22 protein-coding genes are annotated in these 18,352 nt (G+C 67.1%); 13 read left to right on the top strand and 9 right to left on the bottom strand.

Annotated features, from left to right (window positions below; genetic code table 11):
- Positions 1–58 precede the first annotated feature (58 nt).
- Together ACSC1R_RS06555 and eif1A are read right to left on the bottom strand one after the other, a co-directional pair.
- Complete coding sequence (locus ACSC1R_RS06555; RefSeq protein WP_439028274.1) at positions 59–1,327, bottom strand: hypothetical protein; 1,269 nt, start codon at positions 1,325–1,327, stop codon at positions 59–61.
- A gap of 83 nt (positions 1,328–1,410) precedes the next feature.
- Positions 1,411–1,701, bottom strand: coding sequence for a translation initiation factor eIF-1A (gene eif1A, locus ACSC1R_RS06550; RefSeq protein ID WP_261649466.1), 291 nt, complete (start codon positions 1,699–1,701; stop codon positions 1,411–1,413).
- A 91-nt stretch (positions 1,702–1,792) separates the two neighbouring features.
- Here eif1A and ACSC1R_RS06545 point away from each other — a divergent pair, with 91 nt between their 5' ends.
- The 3 genes from ACSC1R_RS06545 to ACSC1R_RS06535 are packed head-to-tail and all read left to right on the top strand — an operon-like array spanning position 1,793 to position 3,240.
- Positions 1,793–2,020, top strand: a complete 228-nt coding sequence (locus tag ACSC1R_RS06545) for a DUF7470 family protein (RefSeq protein WP_439028273.1) — start codon at positions 1,793–1,795, stop codon at positions 2,018–2,020.
- Between the two features lie 49 nt (positions 2,021–2,069).
- On the top strand, positions 2,070–2,777 hold the full coding sequence (locus ACSC1R_RS06540; RefSeq protein WP_439028272.1) for a cytochrome c biogenesis CcdA family protein: 708 nt from the start codon (positions 2,070–2,072) through the stop codon (positions 2,775–2,777).
- A gap of 55 nt (positions 2,778–2,832) precedes the next feature.
- On the top strand, positions 2,833–3,240 hold the full coding sequence (locus ACSC1R_RS06535; RefSeq protein ID WP_439028271.1) for an HIT family protein: 408 nt from the start codon (positions 2,833–2,835) through the stop codon (positions 3,238–3,240).
- Positions 3,241–3,264: 24 nt separating this feature from the next.
- Here ACSC1R_RS06535 and ACSC1R_RS06530 read toward each other — a convergent pair whose 3' ends face one another.
- Positions 3,265–5,244: a DUF460 domain-containing protein gene (locus ACSC1R_RS06530; protein WP_439028270.1), complete on the bottom strand. Its 1,980-nt coding sequence runs from the start codon at positions 5,242–5,244 to the stop codon at positions 3,265–3,267.
- Positions 5,245–5,386: 142 nt separating this feature from the next.
- Between ACSC1R_RS06530 and ACSC1R_RS06525 the strand changes: the two genes are divergently transcribed.
- From ACSC1R_RS06525 to ACSC1R_RS06515, 3 genes are all read left to right on the top strand, one after another.
- Positions 5,387–5,821, top strand: a complete 435-nt coding sequence (locus ACSC1R_RS06525) for a rhodanese-like domain-containing protein (RefSeq protein WP_439028269.1) — start codon at positions 5,387–5,389, stop codon at positions 5,819–5,821.
- 71 nt (positions 5,822–5,892) lie between these two features.
- Positions 5,893–6,285, top strand: coding sequence for a DUF2178 domain-containing protein (locus tag ACSC1R_RS06520; RefSeq protein ID WP_439028268.1), 393 nt, complete (start codon positions 5,893–5,895; stop codon positions 6,283–6,285).
- Positions 6,282–6,485 carry a helix-turn-helix transcriptional regulator gene (locus tag ACSC1R_RS06515; protein WP_439028267.1) on the top strand — a complete coding sequence of 68 codons (204 nt, stop codon included), beginning with the start codon at positions 6,282–6,284 and terminating at the stop codon, positions 6,483–6,485. The genes ACSC1R_RS06520 and ACSC1R_RS06515 overlap by 4 nt, the downstream gene beginning before the upstream one ends.
- On the opposite strand, the gene ACSC1R_RS06510 is transcribed toward ACSC1R_RS06515, so the two are convergent.
- Together ACSC1R_RS06510 and rnz are read right to left on the bottom strand one after the other, a co-directional pair.
- Positions 6,477–7,352 (bottom strand): PhzF family phenazine biosynthesis protein, encoded by an 876-nt coding sequence (locus ACSC1R_RS06510; RefSeq protein ID WP_439028266.1) that lies wholly within the window; start codon positions 7,350–7,352, stop codon positions 6,477–6,479. The genes ACSC1R_RS06515 and ACSC1R_RS06510 overlap by 9 nt on opposite strands.
- Before the next feature lie 53 nt (positions 7,353–7,405).
- Positions 7,406–8,335: a ribonuclease Z gene (gene rnz / locus ACSC1R_RS06505; protein WP_439028265.1), complete on the bottom strand. Its 930-nt coding sequence runs from the start codon at positions 8,333–8,335 to the stop codon at positions 7,406–7,408.
- A gap of 184 nt (positions 8,336–8,519) precedes the next feature.
- On the opposite strand from rnz, the gene ACSC1R_RS06500 reads away from it, so the two are divergent.
- The 3 genes from ACSC1R_RS06500 (at position 8,520) to ACSC1R_RS06490 (ending at position 11,527) form a co-directional block, all read left to right on the top strand.
- Complete coding sequence (locus ACSC1R_RS06500) at positions 8,520–9,803, top strand: DUF4382 domain-containing protein (protein WP_439028264.1); 1,284 nt, start codon at positions 8,520–8,522, stop codon at positions 9,801–9,803.
- Positions 9,804–9,868: 65 nt separating this feature from the next.
- The gene (locus ACSC1R_RS06495; protein WP_439028263.1) at positions 9,869–10,876 is read left to right on the top strand and encodes an AAA family ATPase; all 1,008 of its coding nucleotides are present in this window, start codon (positions 9,869–9,871) and stop codon (positions 10,874–10,876) included.
- A 207-nt stretch (positions 10,877–11,083) separates the two neighbouring features.
- Positions 11,084–11,527 (top strand): acyl-CoA thioesterase, encoded by a 444-nt coding sequence (locus ACSC1R_RS06490; protein ID WP_439028262.1) that lies wholly within the window; start codon positions 11,084–11,086, stop codon positions 11,525–11,527.
- On the opposite strand, the gene ACSC1R_RS06485 is transcribed toward ACSC1R_RS06490, so the two are convergent.
- A complete protein-coding gene (locus ACSC1R_RS06485) occupies positions 11,524–12,582 on the bottom strand; it encodes a methyltransferase domain-containing protein (RefSeq protein ID WP_439028760.1) in 1,059 nt (352 codons plus the stop codon). The genes ACSC1R_RS06490 and ACSC1R_RS06485 overlap by 4 nt on opposite strands.
- Before the next feature lie 281 nt (positions 12,583–12,863).
- Between ACSC1R_RS06485 and ACSC1R_RS06480 the strand changes: the two genes are divergently transcribed.
- Genes ACSC1R_RS06480 through ACSC1R_RS06470 form a run of 3 tightly spaced genes read left to right on the top strand, consistent with a single transcriptional unit; the run spans position 12,864 to position 14,188 of the window.
- Positions 12,864–13,424: a TATA-box-binding protein gene (locus tag ACSC1R_RS06480; RefSeq protein ID WP_267641618.1), complete on the top strand. Its 561-nt coding sequence runs from the start codon at positions 12,864–12,866 to the stop codon at positions 13,422–13,424.
- 34 nt (positions 13,425–13,458) lie between these two features.
- Entirely contained in the window at positions 13,459–13,830 is a 372-nt protein-coding gene (locus tag ACSC1R_RS06475; protein ID WP_439028261.1) for a DUF7473 family protein, read from the top strand.
- A 34-nt stretch (positions 13,831–13,864) separates the two neighbouring features.
- Positions 13,865–14,188 carry a hypothetical protein gene (locus ACSC1R_RS06470; protein ID WP_439028260.1) on the top strand — a complete coding sequence of 108 codons (324 nt, stop codon included), beginning with the start codon at positions 13,865–13,867 and terminating at the stop codon, positions 14,186–14,188.
- A 20-nt stretch (positions 14,189–14,208) separates the two neighbouring features.
- Here the strand turns inward: ACSC1R_RS06470 and hisG are convergent, their stop codons facing one another.
- On the bottom strand, positions 14,209–15,057 hold the full coding sequence (gene hisG, locus ACSC1R_RS06465; protein ID WP_439028259.1) for an ATP phosphoribosyltransferase: 849 nt from the start codon (positions 15,055–15,057) through the stop codon (positions 14,209–14,211).
- Between the two features lie 59 nt (positions 15,058–15,116).
- Positions 15,117–15,815, bottom strand: a complete 699-nt coding sequence (locus ACSC1R_RS06460; protein WP_439028258.1) for a stage II sporulation protein M — start codon at positions 15,813–15,815, stop codon at positions 15,117–15,119.
- Positions 15,816–15,888: 73 nt separating this feature from the next.
- Here ACSC1R_RS06460 and ACSC1R_RS06455 point away from each other — a divergent pair, with 73 nt between their 5' ends.
- Positions 15,889–17,172, top strand: coding sequence for an amidohydrolase (locus tag ACSC1R_RS06455; protein WP_439028257.1), 1,284 nt, complete (start codon positions 15,889–15,891; stop codon positions 17,170–17,172).
- A 1-nt stretch (position 17,173) separates the two neighbouring features.
- On the opposite strand, the gene ACSC1R_RS06450 is transcribed toward ACSC1R_RS06455, so the two are convergent.
- Positions 17,174–18,184, bottom strand: a complete 1,011-nt coding sequence (locus ACSC1R_RS06450; protein ID WP_439028256.1) for a type IV pilin — start codon at positions 18,182–18,184, stop codon at positions 17,174–17,176.
- Positions 18,185–18,352: the final 168 nt, after the last annotated feature.

The raw sequence follows: 18,352 nt of genomic DNA, 5'->3' as shown, positions 1-18,352 counted from the left end.
GGTATCAGCCTTGGTATCGCCGGCTGAACTCGTGGGGGCGGGCGGGCGACGCCGACGGCTACTGCACCGGTTCCCGTGCCGCCACCTGCCGAATCCGGTCTGCGACCCGCTCTGGCGCCTCGACGTACGCGAGCGTCTGCCGGGAGAACCGATACGGCGACTGCTCGACGGCGAGGTCGGTCCGGTCGAGCGTGACCGTCGCCGCGTCGGTACCGGGCGGTGCCAGCCAGTGGTTCCGCTCGACGGCTACCGCTCGAATCCCGTCCAGTGGGGCACGCCACTGCACCGCGTCGAGTCGCGTGTCGTACGCGACCAGTTCGTCGTCGTACAGCCGGTACTCCATCGCCCCGAACGCCACGTCGAAGTGCGCGACACCCACGAGCCCGAAGCCAAGGGCGTACAGGGTGAGCGAGCCGACGATGGCGACGACGGCCGACATCGCCAGGTCGAGGCCGACGATGCCGGCCGCGACGAACCCGCCGACGGAGAACAAGAGAAGGGCCGTAACCCGGGACGCGACGGTGAGTACGCTCCACTCGAGCCGGGGGAGGATACCGTCCGTCGCGCCCGCGAACCGGACCGCGTCCCGGTTGGCCCGGAAGCGCTCCCTCGGTCGTCCCGCCGGCGCCGACAGCGCAAACGAGTCCGCGCCGGTCCACTCCGCCCCCCGATGTATCTCGAACGCGATTCGTCCCACGACGAGCACGAACGCCACCGCGGAGAAGCCGGCTGCAGGGTCGAAGTCGGCCCCGGCGTAGACGGCGTCGACGGCGACCACCGGGAGCGCGACGAGAATTGACCCCAGCCATCGGCCGAACGGGAGCGTTCGCCCGGCCGGGGGGCGGGCCGACCCGACGAATCGCCGGAACGCCAGGCCGTGTTTCACGAGTACCACCAGCACACCGGCGACGAGTATCCCGGCCGTCGGCCACGTCCGGAGGCTGAACGGCGGGTCGACGACCATCGCCGTCAGACCGACGGTGACGGCAGTCAGGACCAGTGCGACGACCCCCACTGCGCCCGGCTTGAGGTTGTCGACCGCTATCGGTGGCAGCCAGTCGACCGGCTGGACAGTGCCGAGTTTGGGGACCAGAAATCTGAACGGGGCCGGGTCGCCGCTCCGGGTGACCGCCGGTGGCCCCGTCGGCGAGTACGCCTCGCGCGGCGCCGCAACCACGGTCTGACAGACCTGCCGACACGTCCCCACTATCGAATCAGCCCAGTAGAGCACCAGCACGACGTACAGCGAGAACGGCTCGACGACGACGGCGACGAGCGCGAGAAATTCGACGGAGAACGCGCGACCACGACGCAGCAGGTCGGCCATCGAAGTCATCGGAGCAGCTGTGTACAAGAACGGGAGAAGCGGCTACCGCGCCGAGAGAACTACCGCGCTCGCAGGCCAGCCACTCACTGAATGTGGCCTTCCTGGCGGAGCTGGTCGGCGTCCTGTTTCTCGTAGCGCCAGGTGATGTCTGCCTTCTCGTCCTGCCAGTCCCACGGGCTCACGAGCACTACGTCGTCCTCGCGAATCCACACGCGCTTTTGCATCTTGCCCGGGATCCGGGCTGTGCGTTCGACGCCGTCGGCACAGCGCACTCTGACACGGTTCGCGCCGAGCATGTTCGTCACCGTCGCGAACACCTCGTCGTCGTCTGGCATACGAAGGTTACGTCGACCGCCGCCCTCGTTGTCACTCATACGTGGTGCTTGGTCGCCGACGTTTTTAACTTATCTGGACTTCCGCGCAGGAACCACGCCGTTTAATCCCGTGGCCCCGCGACGAGAGCACATGGCAGCAGATTCGTCCCAGTCCAGCGCAGGCGGGAAGTACGGTCAGATGCTCGGGCTCTCCGGGTTCCTCGGCGGCGTGTTGATGCTCGCGGGCATCGGCGTCGTCGCGGTCGGGAACCCCATCGTGGCGGCCGGCCTCGCCGTCTTCGTCGTCGGCATGGCGCTCCTGGTGAAGGCCCTCCTCAGTAGCATGCTCGGCATGTTCGGCATGGGCGGCATGTTCTGAGCACGCCAGACCGCCCGAGCTATTTACCTGTCGGTCCCTTTCCCCTCGCATGGTCTCGGTATCCTGGCTCTCGTACGCCTTCACCCTCGGTGCCGGGGCGTTCTTCGCGCCCTGTGCGTTCCCGCTCTTACCGGGCTACGTCTCCTACTACGTCGGCACGAGCGCTGGCGACGAGGCCGACCAGCAGGTCTCCGCCACGACCGTGTTCCGGGCGGTCGGCGTCGCCTTGCTCGTCAGTGTGGGCTTCTTCGCGGTGTACGGCGTTTTGGGCGGGGTCGTGGTCACACTCGGCACTAGCTACCTCCAGCACATCGCGATTCTGGAACTCGTCGTCGGGGTGTTGCTGATACTGCTCGGCGTGGCGATGGCGCTCGGGATGAAACTCAGCCTCCAGCAGGTCGTGCTCCCCGAACGGAACCGCTCTGCGAGGGGCTACGTCGCCTTCGGCGTGGTGTACGCCGCGGCCGCCGCGGGCTGTACCGCCCCGCTCTTTTTCAGCGTCGTCCTCGGCGCACTGACGACGAACCCCGGTGCCGGAATCGCCCGGCTGGTCGCCTACGCCGCCGGGATGAGCGCCCTGATGGTGCTCCTGACCGTCGCGACTGCCCTGGGTCGGGACGTGTTCGTCCGCCGGCTCACCCGGAACACCGGGCGCATCACCCGCGCAGCCGGCGTCCTGCTCGTGGGCGCTGGCGTCTACCAGATTTACCTCTTCTTCGTCGAGTTCGAGGGCGCGACACTGCTCGGGCTGGCGTGAGAGCGACCCCCAAACCGGGGGAACGACTACCCCTGCGACGGCCGACGCCTCGCGCATGGACTGTATCTTCTGTGAAATCGTCGCGGGCGAGGCCGACGCCCTCGTCCTCGACGAGACCGACGAGACGCTCGCGTTCGCCCCCCTCGAACCCGTCTCCGAGGGGCACCTGCTGGTCGTCCCGAAGGCCCACCACGAGAACCTGTTCGACATCTCCGAAGAGGCACTCCGGGCAGTCTCCGACCACGCGAGGGACATCGCGACACGGCTCCGGGACCACGGCTTCGACGGCGTGAACCTGCTCCACGACACAGGCGTACAGCAGTCGGTGTCGCACTTCCACCTGCACGTCGCGCCCCGAAGAGCCGAGGACGGGCTGGACCTCTGGCCAGATTTCGACTACGAGTCACGGGGACGAGGTGCGGACTATGCCGCAGTGAAAGCAGCCCTCGAATCCGGCGACTAGAACGAGAACAGGTGTCGAACCGCCTCAGTACCGCCCGGTGCCGCGCTCGGCCCGGTGTTCGCTGATAATCTGGTCGACCATCTCCGTCTTCTGGGACTTCTTGCGCTCCTCGGCACGGTCCTCCCAGACCGCGATGACCGCCTTCACGTCGTCCTCGCGGGCGACCGCGAGTTCGTCGACCTCCTGCATCGCCACGTCGGCGGCCGGCCCGACCGGGATGCGGTGCTCGAACAGTATCTGGTCGGCCGCCTCCGAGAGTCCACCGTCCTTGATGACGACCCGGGGCTGGTGTTCCACGAGTTTCTTGGCGGTCGACGGGCCGGCACCCGAGGCGTCGCGCAGGTACACCACGTCGCCCTTCGCCAGCCCGTAGCTCTCGTGGGCGGCGTCGATGGCGTCCTTGGTGAACTTCGCGACCGGTTTGACCGGGACGAGGCCCTTCTTCTTCTCGGAGACGTCCGCGAAGTTCGAGTGGTCGAGCTTCCACAGTTCCTTGAGCCGCTTGAACTTGGCCTCCAGCGCCTCGATCTCCTCGTCCTTCTCGTCCAGTTCGCGTTCGAGCGCCCGGTTCCGGCGCTCCAGTCGCGTGACGGTCCGACGTTCGCGGGCCTCGCGGCGCTCCTCGCGGCGAGCGTTGGACAGTTCCTGCTCCAGCTCCTCGATGCGGTCGTCTTTCTCCTCGATGGTCGATTCGAGGGAGTCGACGTGCTCGTCGAGGCGTTCGACCTGCCGTTCGAGGTCGCGGATGCGCTTTTCCTCCGCGGTGAGTTCCCGCGGGTCGTGCTCGTGTTCCTCCTCGCCGTCGTCTTCGGACTCGGTGAGGTCGGCGATGACCGCCTCGACGTTGCCCTCGCCGGCCAGCACCTTCGCCGTAACCGTACCGCGGTCGAGCTGGGGCGGCGTCTTCCGGGCGATGCGGTCGAACTGGTCCTCGTGGTCGTCGTAGGCGAACAGGGCCGCCGCGAGCGCGTCGCGCTCGTGGTCGTTGTCGTACCCCGTCTCGCGGGTCCGGTGTTGCTTCTCGTCGACGGGGAGGTCACTCGTCGGCTCCCAGCCGACGGCGTCGAAACTGGTCCGCACCCGCTGGACCGTGTTCGGCATCGGCGTCACGTCGGCCGCCACGATGACCGGCCGGCCGCGTTCGACCACCCACTCGATGACGGCGGCCATGTCCGCGGTCCGGGTCGAGAGCACGTCGAGCACCTGCCCGTCGAGGCCGACGATGGCGACCGCGGTCGTCGTCCCGGGGTCGACCCCGACGATGACGTGGTCGCGCCGTTTCACCAGCGGCTCGAACTCGATACCGTCGCGGCGCTCGCGTTCGATTTCGATGCGCGTGTCGCCCGAGCGGTTCCGCGAAAGCGGGATGTCAGCGGGGTGGGCGTCGACCGAGAACACCGCGCTGGAGTAGCCGCCGTACTTCTCGGTCACGTCCACCTCGTAGTCGAGGGCGGCCTCTTTGAGGGTGGACTCGACCTCGCGGGCACGCTTCTTGACGTTGCCGTGGATGCGCCGCGTGTAGCGGTCCTGGCTCCAGCCGCCCTTCCCAGTCGACCGGCCGCGCGAGACCTTCACCCGTGTCGTATCGGTGAAGGCGCTGACCTCGTAGCCGACGTTACCGGCCGCGAGGCGTGCTGCCGCCTCGGCCTCCTGCATCGGGTCCTTTCCGTAGGGGACCCCGTGGCGGGAGGCGACGCGGGAGAGAGGTTCGGGCTGTTCGTCACCCGTCACCTGGACGAGGCGTGTCTCGTCCGGGAGACTCCCGAGGAACCGGACGAGGTCGTCCTTGTCCTCGGCGAGTTCGTACATGTTGTCCGTGGCCACGATAGCCGGCGTCTCGGCGTCGATACGGCGGCGGAGCTTCCGGTAGGTGACGACGTCACGTTCGACGGAATCGCCGTCGAAGACGACGAGCGCGTAAGAAGGTGCGTCACCCCGGACGTCCCCGCTCTGGATGTCGACGCCGAAGATGACGGCGTCGAGGGCCGTGGTACGGGCGCTCACAGGCCGGGGTAGGCAATGAATGGATAAAAATCCCGTGGCGCGGCAGGTCGGCCCCACTCGGTGTGGTACCCCCGTGTGGCCACTCCGCATCGGGACGGGGACGGAGCTATCTCCGTGCGGCGCGTCTACACTAGACACAGGTATGTCCAGTGAACAGGGGGGACGCCGCCAGCAGGTGGCGCTGACGAAGGGGTATCGAGAACTGGTCGCGGAAGCGAAAGCGGCGGTCCGAGCGTACAAGCCGACCGAGGCACTGGCACGGTTCGGCGACGACGACGTCCTGTTCGTCGACGTTCGCGACGCGGTGGAACTCCGCCGCACCGGGAAGATTCCCGACGCGATACACGCCTCGCGCGGGATGCTGGAGTTCTACCTCGACCCGAAGAGCCCACACGCCATCGACGCCATCGACCCGACGAAAGAACTGGTCTTCTACTCGGCCGGCGGGAGCAGAGCCGCCCTCGCCGCCAAGAGCGCCGTCGAGATGGGCTTCCCGCACGTCATCAGCCTCGAAGACGGCTTCGACGGCTGGCGACGCGCCGGTGGGCCGGTCGAACCCGTGACGGTCGCGACCTGACGCCGGGGCAAGCGCGAGCACCGCCACGAGCGACCAGAACCGTTATCCGCTGAAACCGGGACGTGACAGCTATGGCAACGGCTCTCGACGAATCGCGCTACCGGCTCGCCTACGTCGGTCTCTGGCTCGTGGCGACGGCCGCGTTCTTCGGCCTCGCCGTGGCGGGGTACGCGGCGGTCGGCGCGGCAGCCTACGGCGTCTTCGGCGTCTCGGCCATCGTCCTGCACCACCGCTACAGTGGCCCGCTGTTCGACGAACGCGACGGGCAGATACTCGGACGTGCCAGCGCCCGGACGCTGCAACTGTTCGGCCTCGCTGCTGGAATCACCTTCCCGACGATGGCTGCGCTGGACGCGCTCGAGGTCGTCCCGTTCCCCACCTGGCTCTCGCACATGGGCGCACTCGTCTTCGCCATCTACGCGGTCTGGGCTGGCTTCCTCCTGCTGGAGCGTCGACAGACATGAAAAACAGCGTCCGCGAGCGCCGCGAAGCGCGCGACATGACCCAGGGCGACCTCGCCAGCGCCGTCGGCGTCACCCGCCAGAGCATCAACGCCATCGAGCGCGGACGGTACGACCCGAGCCTCGAACTCGCGTTCAAACTCGCCGCCGAGTTCGACTGTCGCATCGAGGACCTGTTCTCGCTCGACGAGGACTCAGCGTAGGGTTCCGTCCGCGACGTGGACGACGTCGCCGCCGACCTCGACGTGGACTTCGTCTGTGTTTTCGTCAGCATCCCCGTCTCCACCCTCGCGTGCCCGGAGTTCGAGCAGCGACGGGCGCCCCATCTCGTAGCCCTGTTCCACCACCGCATCGACCGGACCGACGTGCCGCGCGAGGTACCCCGCCAGACAGCCGTTCGACGAGCCAGTCGCGGGGTCCTCCGGCACGTCGTAGTACGGGGCGAACACCCGGGCTGCGTAGTCGTGGGCCTCGTCCCGCGGCTCGGGGCAGAACGCCAGCACGTTCTTGGCGTCGTGGTCCGCCGTCAGGCGGTCGTAGGCCGGACGGTCCACCTCGATGGTTTCCAGTGCAGCCCGGTCCCGGAGCGGGACGACGATAGTCGGGAGCCCGGTCGAGACGGCCTGTACCGGCAGGTCGTCGCGCATCGATGCTGGGTCGAGGCCGAGGGTACCCGCCGCCTCGTCGCGGCCGAACTCCCGCCCGAACGTCGGTGCCTGCTGTGTCATCCAGAGCGTCCCGTCTTCGACGCGGACCGGTACGTCGCCGACGCCGAGGTGAAGCACGACGGGGTCCGGGTGTCCCGACGCCAGGTGCTCGCGGATGACCCACGCCGTCCCGAGCGTCGGATGACCTGCGAAGGGAATCTCTTCTGCCGGCGTGAAGATACGAACGTGCCAGCCGCCGTCGTCCCGACCTTCGACGAACGTCGTCTCCGAGTAGCCGAACTCGCGTGCGATGGCCTGCATCGTCTCGTCGGTGAGGTCGCCCGCGTCCGTGACGACCGCCAGCTGGTTCCCGGCATACCGCTCGGTCGCGAACACGTCCACGATGTGGAACTCGTGTGGCATGAGTGAGACTGCGGCCGGCGACGGCTAAAAGAATCGTGTGTCGTGTGAATCCCTCACTCCCCGTCCGGGTACGGTATCTCGACCGTGTCCCCGTCGTCGGGGACGAGTACCTCGCCGTCGAACACCTCGCTCGCCTCCTGCTCGTGGGCCGACGTGTCGTTCGCGTAGCGCGAGGAGATGTGCGTGAGTGCGAGGCGCTTGACGCCGGCTCGGCGGGCGAGTTCCGCGGCCTGCTTCGCCGTCGAGTGGCCAGTCTGCCCTGCCCGGTCGCGCCGGTCCTCTGCGAACGTCGCGTCGTGGACCAGCAGGTCGGCGTTCTCGGCGGTCTCGGCCGTGGCTGCCACTGGCTCCGTGTCACCGGTGTAGACGAACCGGCGGCCGGGGCGCGGGTCGCCGACGACCTCTTCCGGGTGGACGACGGTCCCATCGTCGAGTTCCACCGGGTTCCCCTCGTGCAGTTGTGAGAACTTCGGTCCGACCGGGACCCCGAGTTCTTCGGCGTGCTCGCGGTCGAACCGGCCTTTCCGGTCGTCCTCGACCAGCGCGTAGCCGACCGCGTTCGTGCGATGTTCCACGTCGAAGACGCGAATCTCGTACTCGTCGCGCTCGAGAGCCACGTCACCAGCCGTCACTTCGTGGACTCGAACCGGGAACGACGGGCGGGTACCGGTCGCCCGGACGAGCCCCTCGAGGAGTCGGCGCTCGCCGGCGGGACAGTGGATGGCGAGTGCGTCGTCGCGCTCGTTGAAGTCCATCGTCTGGAGGAGGCCAGGAATGCCGAGGACGTGGTCCCCGTGCGTGTGCGTGACGAAGATGTGGTCGATACCGAACCCGGTACCGAAGCGCATCATCTGGCGCTGGGTACCCTCTGCGCAGTCGAACAGGAACCCTTCACCCTCGCGCTGGCAGTAGATGGCCGACGGGTTGCGCTGGGTCGTCGGTACGGCCCCACTGGTGCCGAGGAACGTCACGCGAAGCGACATACCAATCCGTCCGCCCGGGAGCGTAAAACCGGTGTCGAATCGACCGACGCCCACCGTGGCAGAAAACGGAGAGGAACCAGAACCGTTCAGCACTGTTCAATACCGCCGATATCGGCGAAATAAACCGAACGGTCCGGAACGGAGTCGCCGGTTTATCAGGTCCAAAGACGGAGACGGCAGTGTAATGACGCGATCGAACGTCCTGGCGGCACTCGCGATGGCCGCCTTGCTCGTGACCGCTGGCTGCATGGGTGCCACAGTCGACGGCACGCAGACAGCCGCCCCGAACAGTGACAGTACAGCAACCGACGGTTCCGGCTCCGGTAGTTCGGGCGACGCCACGATGTCCTTTTACGTGAGCGACCGCCCGGGCGCTATCGAAGACTTCGAACACCTGAACGTGACCATCACCGAGGTCGGGCTCCGGAAGACCGGGGACATCGACGGCAGCGACACCGAGTCGTCCGAGTCCGAGAACGAGACGGGGACTGAATCCACCGAAACCGAGTCCACCACCACCGAGACCGAAACCGCGACGGACCCCTCGACGGACACGTCAACGGAAACCTCGACGATGACCGCCGAGGAACCGAACGAGACGACCGTCATGTCCGCGACGGACACGACGAGCGAACAGTCCATCGACGCGAAACAGGAGGACGACGAGACCGACAACGAGACCGACGGAGAAACCGAGACCGAGACAGCGGAGTCCGAAACCGAGTCCGACGAATCCGAGTCTGAGGACGGCTGGACGACTCACACCGTCGACAAGAAGACCGTCGACCTGACCGAGCTGAAGGGCGCGAACGCCTCCAAACTCGCCAACTTCAGCGTCGAATCCGGCGAGTACGACAAGGTGTTCGTCTACGTCAGCAACGTCGAAGGGACGCTGAAGAACGGCGAGAAGGTGAACGTCAAGCTCCCGAGCGGGAAGCTCCAGATAAACAAGGCGTTCACCGTCCAGCAGGGTGAAGAGGTCGACTTCGTGTTCGACATCATGATTCACAAGGCCGGGAACTCGGGCAAGTACGTCCTCCGCCCGGTCATCGGCGAATCCGGCACTGGCGACCAGGTCGAGATAGACGACGTCGACGACGAGAGCGACGACGAGGACGAGAAGGTGAACGGCAAAGACGAGGCCAACGATGGCGACGACAGCGAGGAGTCCGAGTCCGCCACCGAACTGACCGCCGAACTGCAGGGCCAGGTCAAGGCCGGCGAGACGGTGACGCTCACCGTCACGAACGCGGACGGAGCAGTCGAAGGCGCAAACGTGACCGTCAACGGCGAGTTGGTCGGTGAGACCGATGCCGACGGCACGTTCACCATCGACGTGCCCGACGTCGACGAACTCGAAGTGACAGTCACGAACGGCGACGCGGAAGCCGAAATCGAGACGACAGTGAAGGGTAACGCCGGAAACGGCAACGGGAACGGCAACAACGCCATCGTCACCCTCTTCTAGCGGCCACCCGCTCTGCGGTCGGGAATCCGACCGATTCTTACCCGACCCGCCCATAGCGGTGCGTGATGGACGCGCCGCTGTGGACCGACGCACACGCCCCGGACCTCGCGGACCTCCCCCAGGACGAGGCCCGCGAGTACCTCGAGAAGGCCGTCTCAGAACCGATGAATCTCATCCTCCACGGCCCGCCCGGGAGTGGCAAGACCGCAGCAGTGCGGGCACTCGCTCGCGAGTCCCACGACGACCCCGACAACGACCTCGTGGAGATCAACGTCGCGGACTTCTTCGGGCGGACGAAGACCGAGATCAAGAACGACCCGCGGTTCGAGTCGTTCCTCGTCGGCAAGTCCGACCTCTCAAAGCGCGACATGATAAACCACGTCCTCAAGGAGTCGGCGAGCTACGCACCGGTCTCGGGGACGTACAAGACCGTCGTGCTCGACAACGCAGAGGACATCCGCGTCGACTTCCAGCAGGCGCTGCGCCGGGTGATGGAGCGCTACCACCGGACGACCCAGTTCGTCATCTGTACGCGTCAGCCGACGAAACTCATCCCACCGATTCGCTCGCGCTGTTTCCCGGTGTCGTTCCGGGCCGCGACGAACGAGGAGACGGTCTCGGTCCTCCGGAACATCGTCGAGGCCGAAGGCGTCGACTACGAGGACGACGGCCTGCAGTACGTCGCGGGCTACGCCGAGGGCGACCTCCGCGAGGCCATCCTGGCCACGCAGACCGTGTACACGAACGAGGGCGAGGTGACGATGCAGACCGCCTACGAGACCATCGGCGAGGTCGGTGACGAGGACGTCATCCAGTCGATGCTCGACGACGCCGAGGCTGGCGAGTTCACCGACGCCCGCAGCACGTTGGACGACCTGCTCGTCGACGAGGGCTACAGCGGGCAGGAGGTGCTGGACTCGATTCTCCGGGTGGCTCGCAAGCGCTACGACGGCGACCGGCTGGCACGGCTCCACGAACTCGCAGGCGAGATAGACGTGGACATGAGCGAGGGGACCTCCGACCGGGTACACCTCTCGCACCTGCTGGCGGAGCTGGGCCGCGGGACGGCCTGAACGACCGGTTTCTTTCGTGGTCTCACAGGGCTGGAGCCGAAGCTATCGCGTGCTGGCGAACAGGCGGCCGGTTTCGAACCGTCGCGGGGTGGCCACACACCCGCCTCGACCGCGCGACGGCGACACTCAGGTCACACCGGCCTTCGCCCCGTTCTCGTATTTGAATCCTGGCGAGGACTCTTGCCGTCGTCACGCGAATAGGGAAGTATGCCGTCACTCTCGGAGACGTACATCCTGAACCGCCAGCGCGTCCAGCCCAACCACGCGAACAACTACGGGGCGGTCCACGGCGGGAACCTCATGAAGTGGATGGACGAGGTGGGTGCGATGTCGGCGATGCGGTTTTCCGGGAAAAACTGCGTCACGGCCGCGGTCGACGAGTTCTCCTTCGAGCTTCCCATCCCCGTCGGGGAGACGGCGCTCATCGAGTCGTACGTCTTCCAGGCGGGCCGGACCAGCGCGCAGGTGTTCCTGCGGGCATTCCGTGAGAATCCGCGGACCGGCGAGCGCCAGCAGACCACGAGCGCCTGCTTTACGTTCGTCGCACTGGACGAGGACGGGAAACCGGCTCGGGTGCCGGAGCTGACCGTCGAGAACGACGAGGACGAAAAACGGCTGGAACGGGCGCTGGCGAACCGGTCCAGTCGCTAATCTGCCGACAGCACGACGACGTACCGGGTCAGTGACCGGTGGACCCGACGCTCGAACGTCTCCTGTACGGTCCAGCCAGCGTCGCGGGCCTGGGTGACCCACGAACGGTCCGCCACGACGACACAGCGGTCCGCGACCCGGCGTGCCTCGGTGAGCGCACCGGCGACGAGGTCGTCGAGGGCGTGGGTCTCTATCTTCGACTGGCGACCGTATGGTGCGTCGAAGACGACCGCGTCGACTGCGTCGTCGCGCAGGGGGAGGCGTGTCGCGTCGCCCCGGCAGACGTGCCACTCGCCCGGGTCGCCGATGGCGGATGTCGGCGTGTCCAGGAAGTGCGAGAGGTTCTCGGTCGCGCCCCGAACCATCTTCTCCTGGGCGTCGGTCCCGACCACGTCCGCGCCGACGAGACCGGCCTCGACGAGGACGCCCCCGGTTCCACACATGGGGTCGAGCAGGCGCTGGCCCGGGGCCGCGCCGGCGATGTTGACCACGGCGCGGGCGAGCAGGGGGTCCATGCTTCCCGGCTGGAAGAACGGCTTGTCGGTCGGCATGCGGTCGCCGAAGTCGCGGACCGATTCGACTTCGAGCCAGCCGAGGGCACAGACGCCCGCTTCGCCCGCCGCGGGCTCGGCGTCGTCGGGGGGCTGCTCGTCGTCGGGTTCTTCGAGTGGCGCGAACACCGCGCGTAACTCGTGGTCCGGGTCGTCGAGGTCCACGGTGAAGCCCCGGTCGACGAGGACCTGGCCGAGTGCGCGCTCGGCGTCGCTGGTCGAGATGCCGGTCGCACCGCGCACGTCCCGGGCACGCACCGCGACGCTTCCCTCGCGGTCGATACCGGCCGCGTCGAGCAAGGTGACGGCGCTGTCGATGTCCGCATCGGTCCGGCCGACGAGTTCGCTCACGCGATGCGTGTAGGCGAGGCCACGCACGCGGTCGGGTGCGACGCTTCCGGCCGTCGCGAGCCCGACGCCGATGCGGTCGATGCCCGTCGCCGCGTTGGCGGCCTCGCGGGCGGCGAAGGCGTCGTCCTCGCCGCCGAGTTCCAGCAGGTACACGCCTGCCAGTACTCGGCTGTGACTCAATACGATTGTGATGCGGCGCGCACCGAACGGGGTGGCCTCCCGGGCCCAGGCCGACCGCGCGCCAGTCATAAGGGGCCGACTGCTCCGCGCGCGACCTGTCAGCCCCCCCTCTAGAACCCTTCAAGTCGCGCTTATACCGGCAATATTCGAGGGTTCTCCCCGTCTCAGAGCCCTCTCACGTCGGTCGGTTTCGGGGGATACGCGGACACGGCACCAACCTTTATAAACCTTAAATACGACTTTTAAGTCGAGATATGACCGACCCCAAGGAGACCATCAATATCGAAAACGTGGTCGCGTCGACCGGCATCGGCCAGGAGCTCGACCTCCAGAGCGTCGCCATGGACCTCGAAGGTGCGGACTACGACCCGGAGCAGTTCCCCGGCCTCGTCTACCGCACGCAGGACCCGAAGTCTGCGGCCCTCATCTTCCGTTCTGGTAAGATCGTCTGCACAGGCGCAAAGAGCACCGACGACGTCCACGAGAGCCTCCGCATCGTCTTCGACAAGCTCCGCGAGCTGAACATCCAGGTGAACGAGGACCCCGAAATCGTCGTCCAGAACATCGTCACGAGCGCGGACCTCGGGCGTAACCTCAACCTGAACGCCATCGCCATCGGTCTCGGTCTGGAGAACATCGAGTACGAACCCGAACAGTTCCCCGGCCTCGTCTACCGCCTCGACGAGCCGAAAGTCGTCGCGCTCCTGTTCGGCTCCGGCAAGCTCGTCATCACCGGCGGCAAGAAGCCCGTCGACGCCGAGCACGCCGTCGACAAGATCGTCTCGCGCCTCGAGGACCTCGGCCTGCTGGAATAGCAGGGCACAAACCACCGGCCCTCGTAGCGCCTCTATGCTCATTCCCGCGCAACTCGACCCAGCCACCGGCACGCCAGTGGCGTTTCTCGGCACGTTCCTCGTCGCCGCGCTCTTCTACGCGGTGACCCTGCACATCGCCGCACGGAACGTCCTCGGGGACGTGCCGGTCAAACGCGCGTTCCTCGTCGGCCCCATCCTCGCTGCCGTCTCGCTGTTGCTCCAGCGCCGCGGCCCGGCGGTCGTGATTCTGGTGTTGCTCGTGCTCGACGCCTTCCTCATCAACTGGGTGTACGACCTCGACCGGCGCGGGACCGCCTTCGTCGCGGTCATCCACTACACCGTCGCGGTCATCCTCGGGTTCACGCTCTTCAACCTGTTCACGCTGCTGTCGACTGCGCCGACATAACGAGGTTTTTGTCGCTCACCGTCGCAGTCCGGGTATGGAACAGTCCCAGCGCACCGGCATCGCCCGCGGCGGCCTCTCGTTCATGCTGGCAGCAGTCGTCATCTTCGCCGTCGGCGCGACCCAGACCTACCCGAGCGACGGCCTGCTCGCCGCGCTGGTGGTCCTCGGTCTCGCCGTCGCCGTCGCGTCGCAGGTGCTGGAGAACCCTGTGCTGGCGGCGGTCTGGTTCGCCCCCATCGTCGCCGCTATCGTGCTCTTCCTCCAGCAGGACACGTCGAGTGAGAACCTCGTCACACAGTCGGTGGTGGTCGGGGCCATCGGCGTGGCGCAGGTGCTGTTCTCGCAGGCCGGGAAGTAACGCGGGAGAAGGGAGAACGGTTACTCGACCAGTCGCTCTATCTCGGTCACCAGTACGTCGCTCGCACCCTCCTGTTTGACCCTGTTGATGGTCTCGAAGATGTCGCGCTCGTCGACGACGGCGTGGACCGCGACCTTGTCGGTGCCCGCGATGTCCATGACGGTCGGGCCGCCCATGCCGGGGATGACCTCCCGGATGCGGTCGAGTCTGTCCTCGGGCGCGTTCATCATCAGGTAGCGCTTCCCGTCGGCCGTGAGCACGGAGTTGAGCGCCATCCGAATCTGGTCGACCTTCTCCTCACCCACGACGTCCGGCCGGGCGAACAGCCGGACCGACGACTGCAGCACCTCGTCGATGATTCCCAGCCGGTTCATCCGCAGGGTCGTCCCCGTGCTGGTGATGTCGACGATGGCGTCGGCCATGTCGACGTGTGGCGTGAGTTCGGTCGCACCGGTCACCTCGGCGATGTCGACCGGGATGTCACGCTCCTCGAAGTAGTTCCGGGTGATACGCGGGAACTCGGTCGCAACGGTCCGGCCTTCGAGGTCGTAGGGGGTCTCGATGGTGTCGTCGTCCTCCGGCGCGGCGAGCACGAGGCGACACTGTCCGAAGCCGAGGTCCAGCAGGTCCTCGATTTCGACGCCGGCCTCCGACACCTGGTCCAGTCCCGTGATTCCCAAATCGGCCGCCCCGTCGGCGACGTACTCGGGGATGTCCGCGGCGCGGGCGAACAGCAGCGACACGTCCGGGTCGACCGTGTCGGCGTACAATTTCCGGTCCGCACCGTCGACGACGTGGAGGCCCGCACGTTCCAGCAGATCGATGGTCGGGTCGTGCAGTCGGCCCTTGTTAGGCACCGCGATTCGCATTTGCCGGGGATTTGCGGGCAGAAGGGAATTGCCTTTCCCTCTGTTCGTGACTTGCCGGTTCACACGGGCGAGGCCCCGAACACCTGCTCGAGCAGCCACGTCGTCACGTGCATCTCGATGACCGCGGCGACCCCGAGTGTGACCCACGCGACGAGCACGAGCAAGAGCGTTCGGTTCACCTCGGCGCGGGTCCAGAGGTGGTCGCGCCGGTCGAGGACGTAGGTAACCACGACGCCGATGATGCGGAAACCGACCGAACTGGCGACGAACAGCGCCGGGAGTTCGAGGACGCCGTGGGGAGCGAGCGCGAGCAGGACGAACGCGGGCCCGACCTGTGCGGCCGCGCCAGCGGCGACGTAGCCGACGAGGACGCCGTTGAACAGCAGGCCGGCGAGCGTGAGCAAGCCCCCGGTGAGTGCGCCGAGGATGAAGATGAAGAACACCCGGGTGTTGTTGAGGAAGATGAACGTCGCGGTCGGGTCCTCGGGGAGGACGTCACCGAGCGATTCGAGACCCATCGCGGCGAACAGGTCGAATCCCGACGCGTAGAGGCCGACGCCAACGACGATACCGACGACGAACGAGGCGACCGAGAAGCCGACGTAGGGGCGGTGCTCGCGCCACGCCAGCCGGAGGGCGTCGGTCGTCCACGAAGGTGGGGCGTCGTGGGCGGGAGCGTCGTCGCGAGGTGGCGGTGTCTCCGGGTCGCCCTCGCTGGACTCGGCCGCGGCGTCTGCGGGGTCACTGGCGGCGGACATGTCCGGTCGTTCGGCCGCCGGGTGGAAAAATCGTGCCGATGGAGTCATGCCCGCGGGGGCAAAACCGCGGGGCATGGAACGCGTCATCAGCGGCGGGCAGGTCCTCTTGCCCGACCTGACGATTCGACGGACAGACGTACTGGTCGACACAGAGAGCGGGGAGATTCTCGAACTCGGCGACGGTCTGACCGGCGACGACGAACTCGACGCCGCCGGCGGACTCGTCGTGCCCGGCCTCGTGAACGCCCACACACACGTCGCGATGACCTTGCTCCGGGGCTACGCCGACGACAAGAAACTCGACGCCTGGCTCCAGGAGGACATCTGGCCGGCGGAGGCCGCGCTGACGCCCGAGGACGTGCGCGTCGGCGCGGAACTCGGCATGTTAGAGATGATAAAGACGGGCACGACCGCCTTCGCGGACATGTACTTCCAGGTCCCCGAAATCGTCGACGCCATCGACGCGGCCGGCATGCGCGCCCGCGTCGGCCACGGCGTCGTCACCATCGCGAAGGAGGCGGACACCGCCCACGACGACGCAGCAGAGAGCATCCGGGTCGCAAAAGAGTTCGACGGCGCGGCCGACGGTCGGGTCCGCACCGCGTTCATGCCGCACTCGCTGACGACGGTCGGGACCGAGTTCCTCGACGAGTACGTCCCACAGGCCCGCGAAGCAGGCGTCCCGGTCCACATTCACGCGAACGAGACCGCCGACGAGGTCTCGCCCATCGTCGAAGAACACGGGATGCGACCCCTGGAGTTCGCCCGCGAGCACGGCCTGCTCGAAGCCGGGGACTTCCTCGCCCACGGCGTCCACACCGACGCGACCGAACACGAACTGCTCGCCGAGACCGGTGCCGCGGTCGTCCACTGCCCGGCTTCGAACATGAAACTCGCCTCCGGGATGGCTCCGGTCCAGGACATGCTCGACGCCGGTGTCACCGTCGGCCTGGGCACCGACGGGGCCGCCTCGAACAACGACCTCTCGATGTTCGACGAGATGCGCGACGCCGCCATGCTCGGCAAGCTCGCGGCCGACGACGCCAGCGCCGTCCCCGCCGAGGCCGTGGTCCGGATGGCCACCGAAGGCAGCGCCGCCGCGGCGGGTCTTCCGGGTGGTCGCATCGAACCAGGTGCGGTCGCCGACCTCGTCGTGCTCGACCTCGACGCGCCGCACCTGACCCCCACTCACGACCTCGTGAGCCACCTCGTCTACGCCGCTTCGGGGGCCGATGTCCGCCACACGATGTGCGACGGACAGGTCCTGATGCGTGACCGTGAGGTCCTGACGCTGGACGAAGAGCGCGTGAAAGCGGACGCTCAGGAACACGCGACCGCACTGGTCGACCGCGCCTGAGTCAGTTTCCGACCGTCGCCGGGGCTGTCTGAATCGACGGCGAGGTCGTGTTCTCGTACACCCTGACGTTCCGGAACCGCGAGACAGCATCCGGGTCGCCCGCTGCGGTCAGTGACTTGCACTTCCCGTCGGGCGTCCCCGACGCGACCGCCGACGTGGGGTCGCAGTCGGTGACGAAGACGAGGTAGTCGGTCGGCCCGGTGTACAGTTGCCCGATGGGGACCTCGTAGCGGACCCAGCCGTCGCCCAGTTCGTAGTACTCCAGTCCCGAGAACTGACTGACGTTCTCGCCCCAGTTCTGCGTGCCGAACACCTGGACGACGCGGCTGTTGTCCTGACTGTTCTCGTCCGTCTCCAGTCCGATGCCGTGGATGTCGCCCTCCGCGGTGCTGTCGAACTCGAACGCGAGGACGGTATCCGGGGTGACCGTGTAGGCGTGGTCGACGTACCGCCACTGGTTCCCTCGCATCGTCACCGTCGCACCGCCGTCCTCGGCGGTCGTCTCGCCCTGCCCGTTCTGACTCCCGGCGTAGGTGTTCGTCGGGGCCCGCGTCTCGAAGTCCGTGACCTGTGGCGACGAATCCGGCACCGGTACACGCGCCGTCGAGACGACCGTGTTCGATGGCTCGTGGACGACGCGGACCGTCACGCTCGTACTCGACACGAGGTTCGTCGTCCCCAGCACCTCACCGGCGCGGAGGGTCCCGTCGTTGTCGGCCGACCGGCGCGAGAACGTCGCCAGCGGGACCGCCGAGACCGACCCACCGTCGTCGACGAACAACACGAACTCCCCGACCGGCAGGGCGTCCCCTCCCTGGTGGCTGAAGACGAGCGTCTGCGCGTTCGCGCCGTTCGCCTCGACCGTCACGTCGACCGACGCCTCGGGAGGATCCTGTAGCACACCCGGCACCGCGTCGAAGACGAAGACACCGACGGCCCCCACCATCACGACCGCGAGCGCCGCCATCAGGAGCAGTGCAATCGGTGACGTCGCCCCCCGTTCCCCGAACATACCGGACCGAACGGGTGCGACGGTCAAGAAACAATAGGATGTGTGACACTCTCGTGGTAGATTGAAACCGATACACCATCCCGCGAAACGAACGACGAGTACCGTTTATGAACCAAGTTAACCGGTTTGGGCACGTAATCGGAAATCCGTGAACCGACTGAACGAGGC

This window comes from Haloarchaeobius ordinarius (assembly GCF_051801355.1).
Taxonomy (GTDB): domain Archaea; phylum Halobacteriota; class Halobacteria; order Halobacteriales; family Natrialbaceae; genus Haloarchaeobius.
The sequence above is the reverse complement of the archived record's forward strand: the minus strand, read 5'-3'. Positions and strand labels throughout refer to the sequence as shown.

What these genes read in the sequence shown, in the direction of transcription:
- ACSC1R_RS06535 (WP_439028271.1), top strand. Translation starts at nt 2,833, where the DNA reads ATGGACTGTATCTTCTGTGAAATCGTCGCGGGCGAGGCCGACGCCCTC.
- ACSC1R_RS06450 (WP_439028256.1), bottom strand. Translation starts at nt 18,184, where the DNA reads ATGTTCGGGGAACGGGGGGCGACGTCACCGATTGCACTGCTCCTGATG.
- ACSC1R_RS06475 (WP_439028261.1), top strand. Translation starts at nt 13,459, where the DNA reads ATGCTCATTCCCGCGCAACTCGACCCAGCCACCGGCACGCCAGTGGCG.
- ACSC1R_RS06490 (WP_439028262.1), top strand. Translation starts at nt 11,084, where the DNA reads ATGCCGTCACTCTCGGAGACGTACATCCTGAACCGCCAGCGCGTCCAG.
- ACSC1R_RS06545 (WP_439028273.1), top strand. Translation starts at nt 1,793, where the DNA reads ATGGCAGCAGATTCGTCCCAGTCCAGCGCAGGCGGGAAGTACGGTCAG.
- ACSC1R_RS06525 (WP_439028269.1), top strand. Translation starts at nt 5,387, where the DNA reads ATGTCCAGTGAACAGGGGGGACGCCGCCAGCAGGTGGCGCTGACGAAG.
- ACSC1R_RS06470 (WP_439028260.1), top strand. Translation starts at nt 13,865, where the DNA reads ATGGAACAGTCCCAGCGCACCGGCATCGCCCGCGGCGGCCTCTCGTTC.
- ACSC1R_RS06495 (WP_439028263.1), top strand. Translation starts at nt 9,869, where the DNA reads ATGGACGCGCCGCTGTGGACCGACGCACACGCCCCGGACCTCGCGGAC.
- ACSC1R_RS06520 (WP_439028268.1), top strand. Translation starts at nt 5,893, where the DNA reads ATGGCAACGGCTCTCGACGAATCGCGCTACCGGCTCGCCTACGTCGGT.
- ACSC1R_RS06515 (WP_439028267.1), top strand. Translation starts at nt 6,282, where the DNA reads ATGAAAAACAGCGTCCGCGAGCGCCGCGAAGCGCGCGACATGACCCAG.
- rnz (WP_439028265.1), bottom strand. Translation starts at nt 8,335, where the DNA reads ATGTCGCTTCGCGTGACGTTCCTCGGCACCAGTGGGGCCGTACCGACG.
- ACSC1R_RS06510 (WP_439028266.1), bottom strand. Translation starts at nt 7,352, where the DNA reads ATGCCACACGAGTTCCACATCGTGGACGTGTTCGCGACCGAGCGGTAT.
- ACSC1R_RS06480 (WP_267641618.1), top strand. Translation starts at nt 12,864, where the DNA reads ATGACCGACCCCAAGGAGACCATCAATATCGAAAACGTGGTCGCGTCG.
- ACSC1R_RS06455 (WP_439028257.1), top strand. Translation starts at nt 15,889, where the DNA reads ATGGAACGCGTCATCAGCGGCGGGCAGGTCCTCTTGCCCGACCTGACG.
- hisG (WP_439028259.1), bottom strand. Translation starts at nt 15,057, where the DNA reads ATGCGAATCGCGGTGCCTAACAAGGGCCGACTGCACGACCCGACCATC.
- ACSC1R_RS06540 (WP_439028272.1), top strand. Translation starts at nt 2,070, where the DNA reads ATGGTCTCGGTATCCTGGCTCTCGTACGCCTTCACCCTCGGTGCCGGG.
- ACSC1R_RS06555 (WP_439028274.1), bottom strand. Translation starts at nt 1,327, where the DNA reads ATGGCCGACCTGCTGCGTCGTGGTCGCGCGTTCTCCGTCGAATTTCTC.
- ACSC1R_RS06460 (WP_439028258.1), bottom strand. Translation starts at nt 15,815, where the DNA reads ATGTCCGCCGCCAGTGACCCCGCAGACGCCGCGGCCGAGTCCAGCGAG.
- eif1A (WP_261649466.1), bottom strand. Translation starts at nt 1,701, where the DNA reads ATGAGTGACAACGAGGGCGGCGGTCGACGTAACCTTCGTATGCCAGAC.
- ACSC1R_RS06500 (WP_439028264.1), top strand. Translation starts at nt 8,520, where the DNA reads ATGACGCGATCGAACGTCCTGGCGGCACTCGCGATGGCCGCCTTGCTC.